Raw genomic sequence first — 19698 nt, forward strand, 5'->3', positions numbered from 1 at the left:
TCCTTTTTCCTCAAGCACAGAGAGATCTACAACGTGATCACCAATGGCAACACCAGCTCGGCGCTTGCCCTCAGCAGTGTCGCTAAAAATACCATAAGGTAGGTTATGAATAGAAAAGTCAGAATCGCTAGCGATATCGATAAATGATGTGAGATTTTTGTCAATCATTGACTTTGTCAATCATTGACATAGATGGCTCCTTGCGGTGATGTTAGTTTATTTCTACCAGTGAGTTTACGTATAAGATAACGCATTTCTTATAATGTAATTTACATTTGTTCATTTTGCAAGTAGTTTCTATATTTTATGAGCAAGTAAGAGGTCTAATAACATCGAAGCATCTTTCCCCTAACTTGTATAGCTACTACTAGTGAAATGAATAACTGCTACTAGACTATATCGATTTCTTGAGTTGACCACACTTAGTGTTAATAGGTAGTGACCCATGCTGTCAAATCCGTAGAACCAAACTTGGGAGATTTTAATTACGCAGCCTGACGATAGTAGTCAAACCACACCTGTCTTGGCGCTCGATAGCCCAAGCCCTTTTGAATCCTAGTCTGATTATAATACTGACGTAGGACGCCTCCCCTGCATTAATAATATTGAGAATATACTGCTCGCCAACCTGACCTGTTAGACGAAAATTAAACCACTGGAAAAACGCTTCACCAACATCTGGACGAATAGCCAATTGAATGTCTTTTTTGTCTTCTAAACTGATAACATCAATATTACCTGCATCGAAATTAGCAGTGATATGCATAACCTTTCCTTAATCGATTTTATGGTTGTATTTTTTTAAATTATGTCGAAATATAAGAAAATATAAGACTTATCTTACCTCAAAGTGGCCATACCGTATTTATGAACTCAGAATCAATCATGGTGTGCATTCCAAGCACTTATTCCTCCAAGATAGATATCTAGCTTGTCGAACCCTCGACTAGCGAGCCATCCTGCTGCCACGGTTGACCGTTCGCCACTAGCGCACATTAAAGTGTAGTGGCGGTTTTTGTCAAGTTCACGCCAGCGCTCATTAAGATGCCCGACATAGATATGCTGCGACTCTGCGATCGCATCAGATGCGCGCTCGTCGGTGTCACGGACATCAAGTAATGTCCAATTGTCAGCATCGCCTGCGAGACGACTTTTAACCTCAGCCGTGTCAATCATTGGAATTTTTTGCATCTCCTCACCCTTTTTAGCAGCAGAGATTATCCCAACATAACCACCCTCGACATTATCGAAGGCGATTCTCACTAAGTGCTCCATAGCGGTAGCAAGCTGCTCTTCATCAGAGGCAATTAGCGCTAAGCTCTCCCCTTCATGGATATACCATCCAGCAAAAGCAGAAATCATATCGACAGGCAAGCTCATTGAGCTAGGCAGGTGACCGGAAGCATAAGCCATCGGTTCACGGATATCAATGAGATGATCAGCGTTGCAGTTTTTGAGCTGTTGAAGCGATAGATTGCGCGGGCGAATAACAGATGGAGGCGCTTCACTGCCTTCCATATTGAGTCGCTCCATTAAGCGAAAGTATGGCGGCTGATAATGGTTTTCGCTGACTTTGAAATGAATAAATTCGTCGCGATCCATAATCTGTAAGCGTGGGTTGTTCAACCTTTCGTGACCAACTGTAGAGAACTCACGTTCTGCCATGCCTGAGCCGCAAACAGAACCAGCACCGTGAGCAGGATAAATAATCGCCTGATCTCCCAAAGACAGTATTTTTTGTAGCGAGTCATAAAGCAGACCTGCGACCTCCTCGCGTCTGTCAGGATAAAAATCAGTACGGCCAACATCACCAACGAACAAAGCATCACCGGTAAAAACCCCAACAGCTCCCTCTGGATAAGCAGTATCGAATAAAACATATGCTAAATGATCATCGGTATGCCCAGGCGTCTCTAACACGCGAATCTCAAGTTGACCGATGGTAAAGCAGTCGCCGTCATGCACTGTTTGTGCATAGACGATGGGCTGCTCTGGGTTTGGCCCATGTAGTACGCTTGCTCCCGTCATCTCTGCCAATATCGGCGCACCAGAAACCAAGTCTTCGTTGCGATGCGTCTCAAAGATATGGGTAATTTCAAGCCCTGCCGCACGGGCTTTATCCACATAAATGGTACAGTCACGGCGTGGATCAATCACTGCTGCTTGCCCGCCTGACCCCACTATATAAGACAGGTGCGAAAGCCCAGGTGTTTTAATTTTCTCTAACAACATAATCGTCTCCCTTCTTGGAATAATAATCGAGCGAATATTCACAGCAGTAGCATGTTCACAGTTAACAAATTTTCGCAGTGCTATATTAATTTCTAAAAATTAGCATAGACCAGCAATGACTATCAATCGATAACAACATATATATACATAGCCGTTGTTAGATGGTTTCATTGCATTACTGGACTTCACTGACGATCAACTTATGAGCCACAGATACACTATTAGTAGTAGAAGAAGAATCTAGAAAAACAATAGACAATATGCTGAGATAACCTATCAACATCCCTGCCTGTTAATAGTTTATCTTTCAACAACTTATCATCCGAAATTTACAAAGCATGAACAAAAAGCACACTGGCTTGCTAATGTAAAATTGATATTGAATGCTAACATTCTGTTAAGAATTATTTACTAATATATAGCAACTATTGAAGCTGTTTTAAATATCTAATGTCCGCTATTATGAATAACTCTTGTGTCTCAACAACATTAGATCCCTTAAACCATTGTATTTTGGCTTACAAAGCCATGCTGCAAATGCGGTTATTTATGTAATTACGAGTAATGGACTCAGGCCGTTTGAGTCTAAACTTAAACTGGCTGACCGTATTTAGACGTGACCGCGCTTACCTCAGCACACCCTAGTCATAAGTAAGTAAAATAGAGAGTAATACTGAACATTTATGCTGTATTTGTAAAACCTATGATTTGATGAAAATAGATATTATTGGACAAAAGTTTTTAAATATTTAATTTTTTTATTATAAGCATTATAGATTTACTACTATATACCTATAAAACCACCTTTTATCATTTGACCTAATACTCTAGTCAAAGTCATATCTAGCTATCTATGACCGTTCATTCATCAATAGACACCTCTCTTCAGGTAGTAATAGTCCCATATTGCAATCAAATAACAGCAACACTACAATAGTGTAACATCATTACAATGCACATTTAAAAAACAACACTTTAAACCAAACTTCAGTTGTCTACTATTTATTGATGTGCTTATTAATCTATTCATGTGTGTAATGACAAAGTAAAAGCTAAAAACAAACCAAAGTTATTACTTACATTAAGCAAAATAAGGTAAAAAAAATGAGTTACATATCTTCAGTAAAAGTCAAAGACAGCCTACCCTTTGATTCAGCAAAAGAGATTTACGGATTAGCAGATTTGTATAGAGGTGAAACAGAAAGTACTAGAAAAATTGCTTCAGCGGTTGTGGAAGGACTCATAGATCTAAAGTTATTTAGAATGGGATTACCAAAATCGTTAGGCGGCTGGGAAGACAACCCTGTAGAGACCTTAAAAGTCTATGAGATATTGGCAAGCGCTGATGCTTCAGTCGCTTGGGTGGTTTGGAATAATCACATGTCTTGTACGCTTGGCAGATATCTAGACGAGGATAGTATGAAAGAGGTCTATGGCAACCCCTCTCATGCGTACTCAAATTCAGCGCGTCCTGAAGGAGTCGCTACCATTGTTCCTGGAGGCTACAGCGTATCAGGTCAATGGACTATTGTATCTGGATGCGAGCTTGCTGACTGGTTTGTTTTACGATGTTTAATCAGCTCACCTGAGGCCCCTGTAACTCTTGACGACCTTGGCCCTGGAGCGAACTTAAAGCTGTTTTTTATTCCAAAAGAAGATGTCAAGATTGCTGATACATGGAATGTCGGTGGATTAAACGGCACAGGAAGTCATGATGTAGTCATAAAAGAAGCATTTGTGAAGGAAGAGTATGCGGTAAACTTTGGTGATCCAGTAGGCATTGATAACGCCTATAGTCGCTTACCGATTGGTTGTATCAATGCTGCTGGTTGCGCTGCAATGGCTTTAGGTGTTTTGAGAGCAACCATGGATGACTTAATTAAAATATGTCTCGAGAAGGTCACCCCAGGAAAAAACCCAGATATACGTGACCGTATTGTCGTGCAAGCGACTATTGCAAAAAGTAAAACGTTATTGGATTCTAGACGCTTACAGTTGCACAATAGTGTCACAGCACTGTGGGAGGTTGCACAGGATGACGGTACTTTCAGCGACGTGCAGCTGGCTGATATATGGGCCGCTTCTTGTGAAGCGGCAAGAGAAGCAAGAGCGATGACTTCTGAGCTTTATTCAGTTGCGGGTATCTCTTCTATATACAAAATTTTCAAGATTGAAAAAAGACACAGAGATATTCATGCAATCCTACAACATGGCATTATTCAGCCACACTGGCTAAGCCAAGCAGGTATGGCTTATGTTGGATTGAAACCAACTGCTGCGATGTTTAGAACTTAAAAACCTTTGAGTTAAGGTGTCATTATTGTTTCTAGCTTACACCTACTATGCTTATGAGACCTACCCTACGTCAAGATATTAGCTTAGGACGATTTTTATAGATATATTATAAGAATCTTCCTAGGCTTTCTTATGGGTTTTGAGATCAGGCGAAGTAGCATCATAGACTTAGCCAGTTGTCCAAGTCAGTCGCGACACTACTCTGACTCATAATTCTTAATGAACAGGCAACACCATCTTCACCACCAGCCCTTTTATACCATCTCGTCTATTATCGACACTGATCTGACCCTTATGCGCCATGACCACCGCATGGACGATTGCTAGCCCCAGCCCATAGCCACCCGTTTCGCGATGACGCGCAGAATCAAGTCGCACAAACGGCTGAAAAATACGCTCTAAATCCTTATCCATTATCCCGCCGCCTTCATCTGTTACACTAACCTGAATAGCAGGTCTGTCATTATCCATTTGTACTTTTGTCATCTCTACCGCCACTTTTGAGTCAGCTGCCGTATGCATAAAGGCATTGCGAATGACGTTCTCAAGCGCACTATGCAACTGCTCTTGATTGCCTTGCACTGTCCAAAAAGTGTCTAAAGCAGTAGTTGATGAGCCTCCTGGGGAAGAGAGTGAAGCGTCAGGTGTCTGCCATTGCCAACGCACATTCTTATGTTGAAACTCAAAGCAGACGTCTTTGCCAATTTTACTAATGATCTCAGAAAGATCTACCGCTTCGCTTTCTAAGTTATCGATCGTGTATTGCTGCATTTGCAGGGATTGGATATGAATGATGTGTTCAATCAGCTCGTTCATCCGCGCAGATTCTTTGTCGATGCGATCTAAATAACGACTGGCATGCGGCGCAAAGTCTCGAGTCAGCTCAGTCGCAACGTCGAGACGAGCCAGTGGCGAGCGTAGCTCATGCGAGATATCACTTAACATCTGCTTACGTGCCAGCTCACTATCCGCCAGTCGTGTTGACAGCGTTGATACATCTTTTGCAAGCAACCCTAGCTCATCATCTCCAAGCTTGGATAGATTTGGATTGGTCTGATAGTTTCCATCGATCAATTGCCGCACGGTATGCTGCACATTACGCATACGCCCAGTCATCGTACGGCTCAGCAAAAGCTGACCAAAGTACTGAATAAAATGATCAGGATGAGCCGCACTATAAAGTTACCGCGTTGCAGCGCGACAACTTCGGAAAATGGTAGGTTTGGACGTATTTGTAAAATAACGCTTGTGCTATCTGGCAACGTCACTACGGTATCCGCCAGTTCAGGACGATCATTGATATTAATAATCGTATTTGCCATGTCATTATTATTTATAACAGCCTCAGGACTAATCGGGGTTTGAGGTAGTCTAGTCGCTGCAGAAGGTATCGATGGCATTCTTTGTCTATGCTGTTGCATGCGACCATATCTGGGAAAAAGAACCACTCCTTGTTCATCATATATGCTTATCTGCTGCATAAAACGACGGTCGTGCTGGTACAACTGTCTAACCTGAGATATCTCACCGACTTCTAATGCGGCCACTAGTAACTCACGTTTAGCTAATAACTGCTCAACCTGCAATTCCATTCGAGCATTTAGCGCCCTCTCATTGAGCCAACGCTCGATTAAAACCGATGAGATAGCAGTAAATATTATCGTCAACAATAGGCTGAAAAACAGTCGCCAAAATAGCGTCATACGACCTTTAAACATACGTGGCTTTTTCATCGATGCGTCCATCATTACAGTACCAGCTGATAGCCTTTACCACGAATCGCTTTGATAGGCTCATCATGAAAAGGTTGTAGTTTTTTGCGCAGGCGCGAGACATGCACGTCAAGGCTGCGATCAAATGGCTGCAACTCACGCTGCAAGACATTCTCTGACAACGACGACTTACTCACCACCTCCCCTTTTTGTCTTAATAAAGCCACTAACAAATCAAACTCGGTGCCGGTGACATGTAAATCTATCCCATCTATCTGGCAGAGGCGCTGGGTTTGATCAAGGTGCAAGCGGCTATCTGGTAGTGGCGTATGCTCTGAGTGCACAGCGTTGGTACGTTTGATAACGGCATTGATGCGTGCCAGCAGCTCGCGTGGGTTACAAGGCTTGGTAATATAATCATCCGCACCAAGCTCTAAGCCGATAATCCGATCAATCTCCTCGCCCTTTGCCGTCAGCATAATGACTGGAATATCACTGATGGTCGGCAGTTGCCGTAGCACACTTAATCCATCAATTTTTGGCATCATGATATCGAGCACCAATAAGTCATAAGCTGAACTGGCAGAAGCATCATTGCTCACCGCTTTGAGCTGCTGTAAGACTGCCTCTCCATCATGGACACAGTCGCATTGAACGCCATGATTGTGCAGATATTCTTGTAACAACTGAGCCAACTCTTCATCATCATCACCTAGCAATATCCTTGCCATACCCATCTCCTCACAGGTTAATAGTGTTATTACCCATGATATCAGGCAAGTACCTATCAATGCGCTATCTGAGCCACAAACGTTACCTTTCTTAATACTTCATAAATGTTCGCAACCTTTAAACTGTCGTAAGATAGGTTCTATCAGCAGCAGGTGCTACGTTTAAGTTAAATACTATATTTGCGTAGTACTGGTCAGATTTACTCATGGCCCTGTCGAAACTAAAATTTTGAAAAAACCTATTCATTAACCAAGTCAAACAAAGGATTTATTATGAAAAAATTATTAATGGGCTCAGCATTAGCACTCTCTAGCGTATTTGCCGTAAGCGCTTGTACCAGTGTCGGGGCAACGACGGATACGTCACCCACCACTAACATGCAAAAAAACTATAAAGCAGGTATGAAACAAGGCATGCACAAAGGCGACATGAAAAATCCAATGTCACAACTCAACCTGACAGCAGAACAGCAAACAAAAATAGCTGCTATTAGACAAAACAACCGTGGCGACCGTATGCAAAACCATAGCGCAGTTATGGAAGTATTAACTGCCGAGCAGCGCGCGCAGCTTGAAACATTAAAGTCGCAACGACAAGCCGAAGGGCGTCGTGGCTCAAATCAAAAAGGTGGTAAGAACAGCCCACTATCAGAGCTGAATCTAACAGCAGCGCAGCAGGCAAAAATACAAACCATCAGGCAAAGCAACTCTGGTAATCGTATGCAAAATCATAGTGCGATCATGGAAGTTCTAACGGCTGAGCAGCGCACCAAGCTTGAAGCGTTAAAAGCAGAAAGACAAGCAAAAGGACGCCAAGGATCTAACAAAGGTCAAGGTAAGTTCGTAAATCAATAAGACTAGCACTCAGTTAACTGTCAAATTGATACATATATCGCGGTGTAATGGACAAAATTCATGCTAAAAAGTAGAAGGTAGTCGCTAATGGACATAATTCATGCTATTTGCGTGACTTTGAGAGTAAAAAGTCTTTAATAAACCGTAACTTACGGTGCTCATTTAAGCCATGATGACTGTGTAATTGCCGCTTGAGCTTACTAAATAAACCTTCAAGCGTATTGGTTGTATTTGGTATATCTAAGTGCTCATATTCTTGATAAGTAAACAACCAATCACTGTTGGTTCGCAGGCTACGATAAGCACTTCTAAGACGCTTATGCGTGTACCAAGTTCTACCCGTATCCTCATTGGTACTACGTTCACTGAGATAGGCTTCGTAAGTCAGGTACCAGTGATCTAAGCACTTTATGAACGCGGCTTTATCAAGCTGTGTTAGGGTCAAAGTAAGCTGCCTAAGCTCAATGCTAGCGATATTCTTAGGGCGACGAGTCAGGTAGCGAGTCACTATTTGTATCTGATGAAACTGGCACATCTGACAAGGAGTACTGGTAAATAGCGTTCTAAGTCCTCGTCTACCACCACAGGTGATGCTTTGTATATCAATGCCTAGCACCTTTAAGTAATCAATCCCTTGCTTATAGGCACTATTGGTTTCATGACTGACTATAGCGTAATGGAGAACCATTCTAGTAGCGTTGTCCATAAATACCATGAGACCAAACCCACGGCCAAAATAGGTCGTGTCCATGATGATATTAGCACGCTTAGGTCGTTTGATTTGGTACTCAATACTCACTTTGTCTAAGCGTCTTTGAATGGTTTTAAGACTACAGTGGTACTTGTCAGCCAGTTGTTTATACGTCTGTTTCCCTTGCGTATATTCAGTCCAAAGCATTTGGTTATTGAGTCTTGTGCCCCCTAAAAACTGCCGTTTGCAAGATAGGCATTGGTACTGTTGTTTGCCTAGTTTGCGTCCATTCCTTTTAGTGTGTTTATCACTACAAAAAGGGCAGTTTTTTGATTCATAGCGTTGATTCCTTGCAAATATAGACAGTATATAGCGTTAGACCCTGTGTCAGCATGAATAATGTCCATTACACCTATATCGCTCATCTAGATCTCAGCTAATAAAAAAGCGCATCGAATAATCGGTGCGCTTTTTCTTGCTTTCAATGATAATTCAGTTTGATTTAGTTTGTTCTATCTCGCTTTAGGCAGTCTTTAGTCAGAGCTTCTAATCAATAGACCCTAGCTGATCTTTTGCTAGCGGCATGACACTAAACATCATCTTACCCATCGCAGTACCCTTGCCATCACGGTAGTACTGGATAAGCTCGCTACCATACTCACGTAAGTCAATACTATTACTCGCGTTCGGAATCTGCACATCGGCTGCTAAATTAGGGAATGCCATATCCTGCGTGCGCAAAGGCGAATACTGCTGCAGAATATCAATGACGATACCTTTATCTGACTTGTTGCGTACTGACTGAGTCTGGCTTGGAAACTCGCTACGTATATGCTGCCATTTAATCTGCCCACGTTTATCGAGACCGTACAGCTCTTGTATGGCTAAGTCCTCGCTTAGACTAGCTTTTGGAATGACATCTGTCGGGCTACTGCCGTTATCAATCATGCTTTTTATCAACGCTAGCGCCTGTTGTACCATGGCCTTACTGGTAAATCCTCTATCTTCAGAATCAGTGATATTTTCTGCCTGCTCAAACATCTGATTGTCCTTTACCAGCTCAGGATACTGCTTGGTAATACGATCGTAAAAGAGGCGCATATAATCTTGATAAAACTGCTCATAATCCTCTGTACTTTGGACACGGCTGATCACTTGAGTACTTGCTAGCATTGTTGGCAGTTGATGCTGAGGCATTTTAGGAGTAAGCGAGGCTAAGGTGTTAGGCGCTACATAATTGAACTGGCTAACAGGGGCGCGCTCATAAGTACGATCTAACGCTTCAAAATGGGCTTTTATCACCTCGCCACCAAAACCTTTGGGCAGCGTCCCATCATCCATGGCTATTTTTAGCCACTTATTTCTCCACTTAGTACCCAGCTTATCGTCTAACAGCTCTGAATTTAGCATAGCAAAGTTATCTGCCCATAGATAAATATTGCCATTTTTAAAATCGATATAGATAGGCTGATTGATACTGCTTTGATGATTACGTGCTTGATATTGCACACTGGCGAGCATGGTAGCCTTGCCAGCCATTGGCTGATAAATCCCTTGCGCATTAATAGACAGTGGCTTTAGCAAATAAGCATCCAACAGCTGAGCTTTTTTGATATCTTGCGGCGTTGGTTTGTCGTCATAATTATCAAATAGCTGCTGATAGTATGGCGAAACAGTCTTTTCTTTGACAACATTGTCATTACTGGCGTTACTCTTAATGGTTCTTGTCTCAACAAGACTATCTCCTTCACCTCCATATTCTTCCTCTATGGCAGTCAGCAATTTACGATTACTATCTTCGTTAGCTTCGTTAGCATTATCGCTGTTTTGTGACGTATGATCAGAGCCGTAATTGTAATTAGAACTGTCATCATAGTCAGCGTTATAGCGACTATTGTACTGATTGTCTTCCCATGCTTGATAAGCGTCTGAACATGCTAGATAAGACTGTTTGATGGCGCTACGCTGAGCATCATACTCTGTCGCTAATACTTCCTTATCTTGTGCTTCAGCTTGCTCTAATAATGCCGCGTATGCCTTGTCGTGAGTATCTTCACAGTGCGCTTCGACATAATCTGACACGGCCAGTTGCTGACTATCCACATCGGTGAATTGCTGATCATTACTGACTTCAAGATTGCTATGGTAGCTAAAAGACTGGCGGCGCTGTTTTTGTAATGCATTTGCCAATGCCGTTTTGGCAGCCGCTGGCGTTTGGTTTGTAGCCATCGTATTGCTTTGACCCAGACTGGTCGATTGGCAGCCAGTAGCTAATATAGCCCCAGACAAAACGCTACCAATCAATAAAACCTTATGTTTTGTAATCGTAAAATGCCAAGGTGACGTTACAGAGTGAGAGTCAGTTTTCATGTTTATTCCTTAAAAATCATTATCTTGAATGTGAACAAATAGAGTTATTCAATGCCGGGGTTGCTGCTTCGGCATCAAAATTTATTTTCTTCAGCGACGTCATACTCAAGATCATCCTCAGCATCGGTAATATCATATGGTGTGTCGTAATCGCTCATGTAGCTGTCATCGTTATAATCATAGTCATAACGCGCATAACGTGCCGCTCTCAGTCTCTCTTTGTGTTGGCGTTGTTTTGCAATCCAAGCATTACCATCGATAGCAGGCGCAGCATTCGCGCCAAAAGACTCTGCTAATAAGGGGGTTAACGCATGTTTATTAAAGCTGGCTTTATCGTAGCGTATTTGGTTCACGACTGTCGTTGTAGAGCCCATCAAATCCCCACCGATGTTCATGCGCTGCTGCTTGGCAAGGAGACGATCTGAGCTGTCCAAGTAATAATAATTGATCTGGTTAAACGAGATAGGAGCAATGGCTTCGATGAGCTGTAATAGTGCGCCCACATCGGCACTTTGATAGCCTTTATTGTACAGCTGCAACTTATCGAGCGCAGTTTTAAGTTTTGCACCATCAGGATATTTCCCTGGATTGGCATCGACATACTCTTGTAAAGATTGCGTCATGTATTTGAGCACTTTGCCAATCATCTCACCGCTTTGCTGGCTACCAAAATATACCTTTACCGCTTTAGAAGCGCCTACCTGCTTGGCAAATTGATCACCGCGTATGTCTACCGCGCTAAAGTGCTCTGGTGCCAACTCGGCCATACTATCCTGTATGGCGGCAATGGCGGCATCATAGATCACTGCTGATGGTAGCTGCGAGGCAATGCTCTCAGGTAAGCCAAAATTTACGGTATGCGAGGTCATCTGCGCAGGCAGTGGTGTATTATCAGGGTTGGCAAGCGCCACAATAGGCATGATTGCCGAAGGGTCAACAGTGATGCTACTGTTAGCAAAATCAAAGGCCAAAGGTATCTGCACCGATGAGCTAATCGTCGGTGTGACATAGTCATAGCTATAGACACTTTGTAGTTGCTTTTGCTGAGGCTTGTATTGGCTGACACTGTTAAAAGTCAAATTTTGATACTGATAGGCATTCGACGCCGCTACCTGTTCTGGAGTGCGATGGATCATGCTAAGTAGTTGACCAACCATGCCTGCTGATGATGAAGGTGGAAACTCATTTTCTGCGCTAGCAGTCTCTTTTTGCTGCTTAGCCGTTTGCATGGCTTCGTAGTTTTTTAACAGTTTTCTGGGCTGTAGGCCTGACATTTTTGAGAGCAAACTATTATCTGCATCACGACTACAATCATCTTCTAGGCTATCTCCATACCGATCATAACCATACTCATCGTAGCCATCAGGATCATAACCTTCTTCGTCATAGCCGTACCAGTCATAGCCGTCTCTATCATAGCCATTCTGATCGAAACCGTCCTCATCATAGCCATATTCATCGTATTCTATAGCAGCCGATTCGTATGCTTCCTCTTCTACGACGACCACTTCATCCGCGGCATCAACATAAGCGTCATAGTCATAAGCTTCCTCTGCTTCTGCTGCGGCTTCTTCTACAGCATCATACTCGCCGTATTCATCATAGCCTTCATAGTCCGAGTCATATTCCGAATCATAGTCGTCTGAGGCTGCCTTTTTATAAGCATAGGTTTCAATAATCGTTCTGAGTAAACTGCTAGAGCCCGCATCGATACTGTCTGGATGAATAAAAGGCACCGCTTGATAATTGGCTTGTGCCACTGCCACATGCTCTGTGGCTAAGTGCTGACGAATAGCGGTCAGCAGGCGCAATTTGGCTTGATTTTCAGTATTGGGATATTGGCTTTGGTCAAATAACTGCGCGTAATGTTCGGACTTCGCATTTAAGCTTGCGTTAAACGCTCGACCCTGTGCTTGGTTTTGCGTAGTATTTGCGCTATTAAAATCAATTAAGGATCCTGACACGCCAGCAGACTGCGACACAGTCGGGCTTGATTGACAGCCTGCTAGCACCATAGTTGCACTACCTAGCAACAGCGCGCACCCTACTAAAGATGGCCATTTATGCCTATGGTTTGTATCATTTATAGATAAGCGATTAGATACTGAATGAGCGCTGTACTTTTGATCATGGTTGCTAACGTGGTGTGATGGCATAAAGATCCCATTGTTTAGACGGATGGACATTTGTAGATAAGATATGGTTATTATTTATAACACAAAACATTACAAATGAGTGAGTAATAAGTAGCCTCTAATTAAAATTCTGCTTTAATTAAGGTATGATAAGATTCATATTGCCTTTATAATCATTATCTGAGCTAAATTATTCGCCATGTCCGTCTATCAATTAAAGACTCAATTTCAAGATAAGCTGCGCCCTATCAGTGACCAATTGGTAGATATGGGTGTGACTGCTAATCAAGTCACCATTAGTGCCATCGTACTAAGTGCTAGTACGGCTTATGTCATTGCGACGCTTGATACACAATCAAATACTGTTAATAACGCAACAGATAAGGATTTAAAAGAGTCAAACTCTGCAAAACCATCCATATATAAAAGCCAGAAACATAACAGCCATCAAGTTTGGTGGCTATTACCTATTTCTTTGTTTGTACGCATGGCGTTAAATGCCATAGACGGCATGATGGCACGCGAGCACAAGCAAGCCTCTCGTCTTGGTGCTGTACTCAATGAAGTGGGTGATATCGCTTCAGATGGCCTTCTCATCGCTGGCTTAGCGCCACATCTGCCTACACAAAGTCGCCATGGCAGCCATCACCTAGGACTCATTATTGCTCTAAGTACGCTTACTGAACTGATAGCCATTGCCGCCAATATCACGACAAAACAACGCGCGAATCACGGACCTTTGGGTAAAAGTGACCGAGCATTAGAATTGGGTATTATCGGGGCATTTATAGGCTCTGGCATTACGCAGCGTTATTCAAATAGCAGCTATATGTGCGCCATACGCCCATTATTGTGGCTCAATGGGCTACTACTATTAAAAACTACTGCCAATCGCTTAACTTTTATTGCTAGCCATTATTTTGCACAATGGCATCCTGCACCAGCTCTAAAACCGGCTACCAATCAAAACTCCTTCATTATTGACAGCCTAATAACAATACCAACATCTAACACCAAGCCTGATATAAAATCTCGTATGCCTATTAATATCAACAACACTCATAAAAACACCACTGCATCTGCTTTGCAACCGCATGGCTTACAAGGACGTATCAATATGCAACCATCCAACACCAAATCAAATGCTTATAAAAATACGAACATAACCAAATCAAACGCTAGTACCACCTCTAAAACTTCGGCTAATGGTAAAGCCATGCCTATCATCGCTGAGCAAAGCTGCTTTAATGCTTATGATGGCACAGCGATTTATTATCGTTATTGGTTGACCCTGCCACTGGCAGATATTGCAGACCACGCCAAGCCAAATAAAAAGCGACAAGTCATCTTGTTGCACCGTGGTCATGAGCATTCAGGGCGCTTAACTGAGCTGGCTGAACGCTTTGTGCAAGCAGGCTATCAAGTATTTGCTTGGGATGCGCGCGGCAATGGACGCTCTGGCGGTATAAAAGACCACGCCGATAGTGTCACCGAGCTTGAGCGTGACCTCAATGATTTTGTGAACTTAGTCATCATGCAGACGGGTATCGCTATTGAAGATACATTGATAGTCGCTAGCAGCATCGGCGCAGTATTAGCCGCTGCTTGGGTACACGACTATGCGCCAACCATCCGCGGTATGATACTGGGCACGCCAGCACTGAGTATTCGCCTATATATACCCTTGGCAATACCTGCATTGAAGGTTGCCCGCAAGTTTGGCCTTATGTCACGCGTCTCAAGCTATGTCAAAGCCCAAGTGCTCACCCATGATAAAGAAGCACAGGCCGCCTACAATGCCGATCCATTGATATCAGGTTCTATCTCTAGCGACTTATTGATAGATACCCATGCCACCGGTCAAAGGCTGTTAGATGATGCCAGCGTTATCACCACACCTACCTTTATACTGTGCGCAGGTAAAGACTACATCGTGGACAAGCAAGCTGAGCGCACCTTTTATGAGCAGCTGAGCTCGCAGAATAAACGTTGGCAGCTGTATCCTGACAGTTTTCACGCCATTTTTCATGAGACCAATAAAGCGGATGTTTTTACGGATTGTATCGACTTTGCAGACAGTCTATTTGCACAGCCTGTTACGACGCAAGACTTAACCCATGCGCATATGGGTAGCGCCAGTAAAGATAAAGTCGACCGCCTAGCGATCAAGCCATTCAATCCAAGCTTTGCCCTGACTCGTTTTGCCATGCAAAAATTCGGTCACGTCAGCGATGCTATTGCTACTGGGCTTGAACACGGATTTGACTCTGGCAGCTCTTTAGACAAGGTTTATGCCAACACGCCTAAAGGTAAAAACGCCTTTGGTAAAGCCGTTGATAAGTTTTATCAGAGCAACATTGGCTGGCAAGGGATTCGTATTCGCCGTCAGCATATATTAGAGCTGACGCGCATGGCTATTCATAATAAGGAGAATAAAAAGCATCAGCAGCCAGCAACCGCAAAACTTGCTGCAAAGCCTATACGAGTGCTAGATATCGCCAGTGGTAATGGTTATTACGTGTTTGACTTGCTTGCTGAGTTTGAGCAATTAAGCGCCGAGCTGAGAGATTATGATGCGCATAATGTGCAAGTGCTCAGAGACAAGGCGCAAAGACTTGGCTTTGATGAGCGCGTTATCGCTGTGAAGAAAGATGCTTTTGACGCAGATAGTTATCGTGACAATTATTTAAAAAATAGCGATTCAAAAAATAGCGATTCAAAAAATAGCGTTGAAAACAATAGCATCGAAAACAACAGCTTTGATATCGCCATTGCCTCTGGTATTTTTGAGTTATTCTCAGATAATGCTTTAGTGAGTACTGCATTAAAGGGTATAAACGACAGTTTGGCATCGGGAGGTTATTTGCTTTATACCAACCAGCCTTGGCATCCTGAACAAGAATTCATCAGTAAAACCCTCAATAACCATCGTGGCAGCAGCTGGGTGATGCGCTGTCGCTCACAAGCAGAGATGGATCAACTGGTCATGCAAGCAGGCTTTAAAAAGCTAGACATGCGCATTGACCGCTTCGGTATTTTTACCGTCTCCCTCGCTATTAAAGCCAATTGATAAAAAGCCACTTGATAAAATGACAGACTCCTCTTTTCATCCTTATGCGCGCGTTCAGCTGTTTTCTGGTGGTGGCGCGCGCTTTGGTTACTACCTTGGTAGTTATGCGGCATTATGCGCTCATGACTTAAAGCCTGACCTGATACTCGCGACCTGTGGTGGTAGTCTATCTGCGCTATTGATAGACATCAGCTCAGACCCACAGCAGCTTAAAACATTAGCAGAGAGTAAGACCTTATATCAGGTGGTGCAATCTATTCAGGCACGCCAACATTACCGCTCATCAGTAGATCTATTAACAAAGATCAGTAGTACATCAAAACCGCGCTACTTTTACCATGCTTTAAAGCGTTGGGGTCTTATGCAAAGATCCGCGCTGCTCGGCAGCATCCACAGCCGTGAGACATCTGACGATCTGTTATCAGAATTGAATCGCCTTGCTATGTTCGAAATCGATAATGATGACTATTGGCTTGATGAGCTTATCAAGCTAAAAGAGCCTTCAATCCCAACTAACGCCCTTGCTAATTTCAAACCAACAGCACCAGATATCGCCATCGTTGCCAGCCGAATAGCGCAGAGCGATATCGACCTACAACCTAAACAGCAAGCCGTCGCTCGACTACAAGAGTTACTGTTCACCCCGCATAAGCTCACCTCTCACTTAGAGCAATTATCCTTACACTGCCCTACCCATCATTATGCACCGCAGCGCATTCTCAAAAACACTCATGTCGTTGACCATTGGGATATCAAGCAAGCTATCAGAGCCTCGAGGGGTGATATGTATTATCTGCGTCCAACCCATATTCCCACCTTAGGCTGGCGTCTCGGGGGCGTGATTAACTTGACACCCATTGAGCTGGCAGCGCAGTTTGGCAGCACTGTATTTGCTGAACACAAATCTCCTTACGATAAGGTACTGGCCGCGCCAGCCATTAGACGTATCTTTGGTTTTGATCCAAATAGGCGCTTAGCAGAAACGCTGGCTTATCAAAGTAATTTATCTGGTACTCCGCCTAACAATGAACGCATTCACTGGTTGCCTTTTGCTGACAATGGAAAGGCTTTATCAGGTCAGCATGTACGCAAGCGTCTGAACATCTTAAACGGGCGCATAGACTTGATTCATGCAGATTACGATGGCTTCGTACAACAAATGCAAGCGCAGTGGCAATACGGCTATGAGCGTACGCGTGATTATTTAAAAACCCAACAGTAGGTTTTACCTCGATACTTACTAATCCTATATCCAACAAAGAAAAACAATTAAAGGGCAAAAGTTGATAAATAGCTTTCTACGATCTGTTATTTTCGTTACTATCTAACTTAACACTCTCTAAGACTCGCCTGCTCACTCTTTCACTCGTAAAAAGGAATTTGCGATGCCATATCCATTTTTTCATAGTAATCACGATGCTGCTCACTCTAATACCAAATCCTCCAAAGTCACCGCCCTAGTCATTAGCAGTATGCTATTGCTGTCCACCTCTGTTCATGCGCTTGAGTCAGGTGCGACTAGCACGCTTGCAAACAATACCATTAATAACAGCTCACTGAATCTGGAGGCGATAAACCTCGCTATCATGACTGATTCGCCCATGGTTTTGACTGAAAACCGGCGTGTGACCCTTGCAGCACCAAATAGTGCGCTTAGCCCGAGCGTTAGTACCGTTGCAAAAACTGATCAAGCCATTTACTCAGCTGATGCCATTCATCACCCAGTCTGGGCAAAAAGTGGCATGGTCGCCTCTCAAGAAGCGCTAGCGTCAGATATTGGTTTGAAGATTCTAAAAGACGGTGGCAATGCCGTTGATGCTGGCGTCGCTGTTGGCTTTGCTTTGGCCGTGACCCTGCCGCGCGCGGGCAACATTGGTGGCGGCGGTTTTATGATGATTTATGATGCCAAGCAAGGCAAAACAGTGGCGCTTGATTATCGTGAAAAAGCGCCAAGCAGCGCCTCGCGTGATATGTATCTCGATGAGGAAGGCAATGCGGTAAGTGACTTATCTCGCTATCATGGCTTAGCTGTTGGTGTGCCAGGGACAGTCGCAGGGCTATTAAAAGCCTTAGAAGATCATGGCACCATGAGCCGCGGCCAAGTGATGGCACCAGCGATTGCACTGGCTGAAGACGGTATAGAAGTCACTGCTGGCTTGTCGGAGTCGCTAGAAGCCTTAAGCGATCGTTTGCAGAAATGGCCAAGTACCAAAAAGGTGTTTTTTAAACCTGACGGCAGTGCCTATCAGCCTGGTGAACGCTTAAAACAGACAGAACTTGCTCGCTCGTTAAAGCTCATTGCATCACAAGGTGCAGATGGGTTCTATAAAGGAGAAACGGCTCGTAAGCTTGTCAAAGCTGTCAATGAAGCTGGTGGTAGTATGAGCTTGCAGGATTTGGCTGACTATCAAGCCATCGCTCGCGAGCCAGTCAAAGGGGACTATCGTGGTTATGAGATTGTCTCTATGCCGCCGCCCTCTTCTGGCGGAATCCACATCGTGCAGATTTTAAATATCTTGGAAGGCTTTCCGCTGGGTGACTACGGGCAAAATAGCGCCCAAACCATTCACTTGATGGCGGAAGCCATGCAACTGGCTTATGCTGATCGTGCTGAGTATTTAGGGGATTCGGACTTTATCGATGTCCCTGCCAGCGGTCTTACCTCTCAAGCGTATGCAGATAAACTGCGCACCTTGATTAATCCAAACAAAGCCACGCCAGCGGCGACCATTAAAGCCAACAATCCACTACCTTACGAGAGCGACCAAACCACGCATTTCTCTATCGTTGATAAAGACGGTAATGCGATAGCCAATACTTATACGCTGAACTTCTCTTACGGCACGGGCCTTGTCGCTGAAGGTACGGGCATATTACTTAATAACGAGATGGATGACTTCTCTGCCAAGCCTGGCACAGCCAACGCCTATGGTTTAACTGGCGGTGAGGCAAATGCAGTAGAAGCAAATAAACGTCCGCTGTCCTCGATGAGTCCAACCTTAGTATTTAAAGACAGCAAACCATATATCGTCACTGGCAGCCCCGGTGGTAGCCGTATTATCACTACCGTCACTCAAATTATCTCCAATGTCATCGACCATGATATGAATATCGCTGAGGCCACTCATGCGCCGCGTATCCATGACCAGTGGCTGCCTGATGAGATTCGCACTGAAAAGGCGTTAAATATTGATACGGTTAAAAAACTTGAATCTATGGGGCATACGGTCAGTCCAAAAGCGACAATGGGCTCAACGCAGTCGATTATGATTACGCCAAACGGTGTCTATGGTTCTTCTGACCCGCGTATCGTTGATGCGGCGGTGGTTGGGTATTTAACCAGAAAGACTTCAATGCCGAAAACCATCACTCGCAAAAACCCTTCTATGCCTCAGCGTATAGAAGGGTTTTTGACATAGTTTTTATGAGTTTTTTATATCCCGCAAACAACTGATCTATCAGTCTCAAGGAGATTAAGCCAGACGAACCAGTGGCTGTCTGTGACAAACAATGCTATTATTAACGACCTAATTTAAAACGCCTAAATACGACCAACAACGTCTTATTTACCTCAAATCAGCAATCTAAATCATTGATAATAATAAAT

At 43.7% G+C, this 19698-nt stretch carries 12 protein-coding genes and 2 pseudogenes; 5 read left to right on the forward strand and 9 right to left on the reverse strand.

What is annotated here, in order from left to right:
• The 3 genes and pseudogenes from JMX03_RS07495 to JMX03_RS07505 all read right to left on the reverse strand — a co-directional run.
• A pseudogene (locus JMX03_RS07495) lies at positions 1 to 168 on the reverse strand (fumarylacetoacetase); the annotation flags it as partial.
• A 463-nt stretch (positions 169 to 631) separates the two neighbouring features.
• Positions 632 to 766: pseudogene (locus JMX03_RS07500) on the reverse strand (M14-type cytosolic carboxypeptidase); the annotation flags it as partial.
• Positions 767 to 879: 113 nt separating this feature from the next.
• Positions 880 to 2232: an MBL fold metallo-hydrolase gene (locus JMX03_RS07505; protein WP_201595797.1), complete on the reverse strand. Its 1353-nt coding sequence runs from the start codon at positions 2230 to 2232 to the stop codon at positions 880 to 882.
• Between the two features lie 1104 nt (positions 2233 to 3336).
• On the opposite strand from JMX03_RS07505, the gene JMX03_RS07510 reads away from it, so the two are divergent.
• Positions 3337 to 4527, forward strand: coding sequence for an acyl-CoA dehydrogenase family protein (locus JMX03_RS07510; RefSeq protein ID WP_201595800.1), 1191 nt, complete (start codon positions 3337 to 3339; stop codon positions 4525 to 4527).
• A 216-nt stretch (positions 4528 to 4743) separates the two neighbouring features.
• Here the strand turns inward: JMX03_RS07510 and JMX03_RS14965 are convergent, their stop codons facing one another.
• The 3 genes from JMX03_RS14965 to JMX03_RS07520 are packed head-to-tail and all read right to left on the reverse strand — an operon-like array spanning position 4744 to position 6970.
• Entirely contained in the window at positions 4744 to 5631 is an 888-nt protein-coding gene (locus tag JMX03_RS14965) for a sensor histidine kinase (RefSeq protein ID WP_227695435.1), read from the reverse strand.
• 20 nt (positions 5632 to 5651) lie between these two features.
• Positions 5652 to 6260 (reverse strand): hypothetical protein, encoded by a 609-nt coding sequence (locus JMX03_RS14970; RefSeq protein ID WP_227695437.1) that lies wholly within the window; start codon positions 6258 to 6260, stop codon positions 5652 to 5654.
• Between the two features lie 14 nt (positions 6261 to 6274).
• Entirely contained in the window at positions 6275 to 6970 is a 696-nt protein-coding gene (locus tag JMX03_RS07520) for a response regulator transcription factor (RefSeq protein ID WP_201595803.1), read from the reverse strand.
• A gap of 273 nt (positions 6971 to 7243) precedes the next feature.
• Between JMX03_RS07520 and JMX03_RS07525 the strand changes: the two genes are divergently transcribed.
• On the forward strand, positions 7244 to 7825 hold the full coding sequence (locus tag JMX03_RS07525) for a Spy/CpxP family protein refolding chaperone (RefSeq protein ID WP_201595806.1): 582 nt from the start codon (positions 7244 to 7246) through the stop codon (positions 7823 to 7825).
• Positions 7826 to 7928: 103 nt separating this feature from the next.
• On the opposite strand, the gene JMX03_RS07530 is transcribed toward JMX03_RS07525, so the two are convergent.
• The 3 genes from JMX03_RS07530 to JMX03_RS07540 form a co-directional block, all read right to left on the reverse strand.
• Positions 7929 to 8876 (reverse strand): IS256 family transposase, variant Zn-binding type, encoded by a 948-nt coding sequence (locus JMX03_RS07530; protein WP_455233742.1) that lies wholly within the window; start codon positions 8874 to 8876, stop codon positions 7929 to 7931.
• Positions 8877 to 9062: 186 nt separating this feature from the next.
• Positions 9063 to 10886 (reverse strand): hypothetical protein, encoded by a 1824-nt coding sequence (locus JMX03_RS07535; protein WP_201595809.1) that lies wholly within the window; start codon positions 10884 to 10886, stop codon positions 9063 to 9065.
• Between the two features lie 74 nt (positions 10887 to 10960).
• Positions 10961 to 12919, reverse strand: a complete 1959-nt coding sequence (locus JMX03_RS07540) for a hypothetical protein (RefSeq protein ID WP_201595812.1) — start codon at positions 12917 to 12919, stop codon at positions 10961 to 10963.
• Positions 12920 to 13220: 301 nt separating this feature from the next.
• On the opposite strand from JMX03_RS07540, the gene JMX03_RS07545 reads away from it, so the two are divergent.
• The 3 genes from JMX03_RS07545 (at position 13221) to ggt (ending at position 19510) form a co-directional block, all read left to right on the forward strand.
• The gene (locus tag JMX03_RS07545; RefSeq protein WP_201595815.1) at positions 13221 to 16091 is read left to right on the forward strand and encodes an alpha/beta fold hydrolase; all 2871 of its coding nucleotides are present in this window, start codon (positions 13221 to 13223) and stop codon (positions 16089 to 16091) included.
• 19 nt (positions 16092 to 16110) lie between these two features.
• Positions 16111 to 17313: a patatin-like phospholipase family protein gene (locus tag JMX03_RS07550; RefSeq protein ID WP_201595818.1), complete on the forward strand. Its 1203-nt coding sequence runs from the start codon at positions 16111 to 16113 to the stop codon at positions 17311 to 17313.
• A gap of 250 nt (positions 17314 to 17563) precedes the next feature.
• The gene (gene ggt / locus JMX03_RS07555) at positions 17564 to 19510 is read left to right on the forward strand and encodes a gamma-glutamyltransferase (protein ID WP_201597868.1); all 1947 of its coding nucleotides are present in this window, start codon (positions 17564 to 17566) and stop codon (positions 19508 to 19510) included.
• Positions 19511 to 19698: the final 188 nt, after the last annotated feature.

This window comes from Psychrobacter fulvigenes, assembly GCF_904846155.1.
Classification (GTDB): domain Bacteria; phylum Pseudomonadota; class Gammaproteobacteria; order Pseudomonadales; family Moraxellaceae; genus Psychrobacter; species Psychrobacter fulvigenes.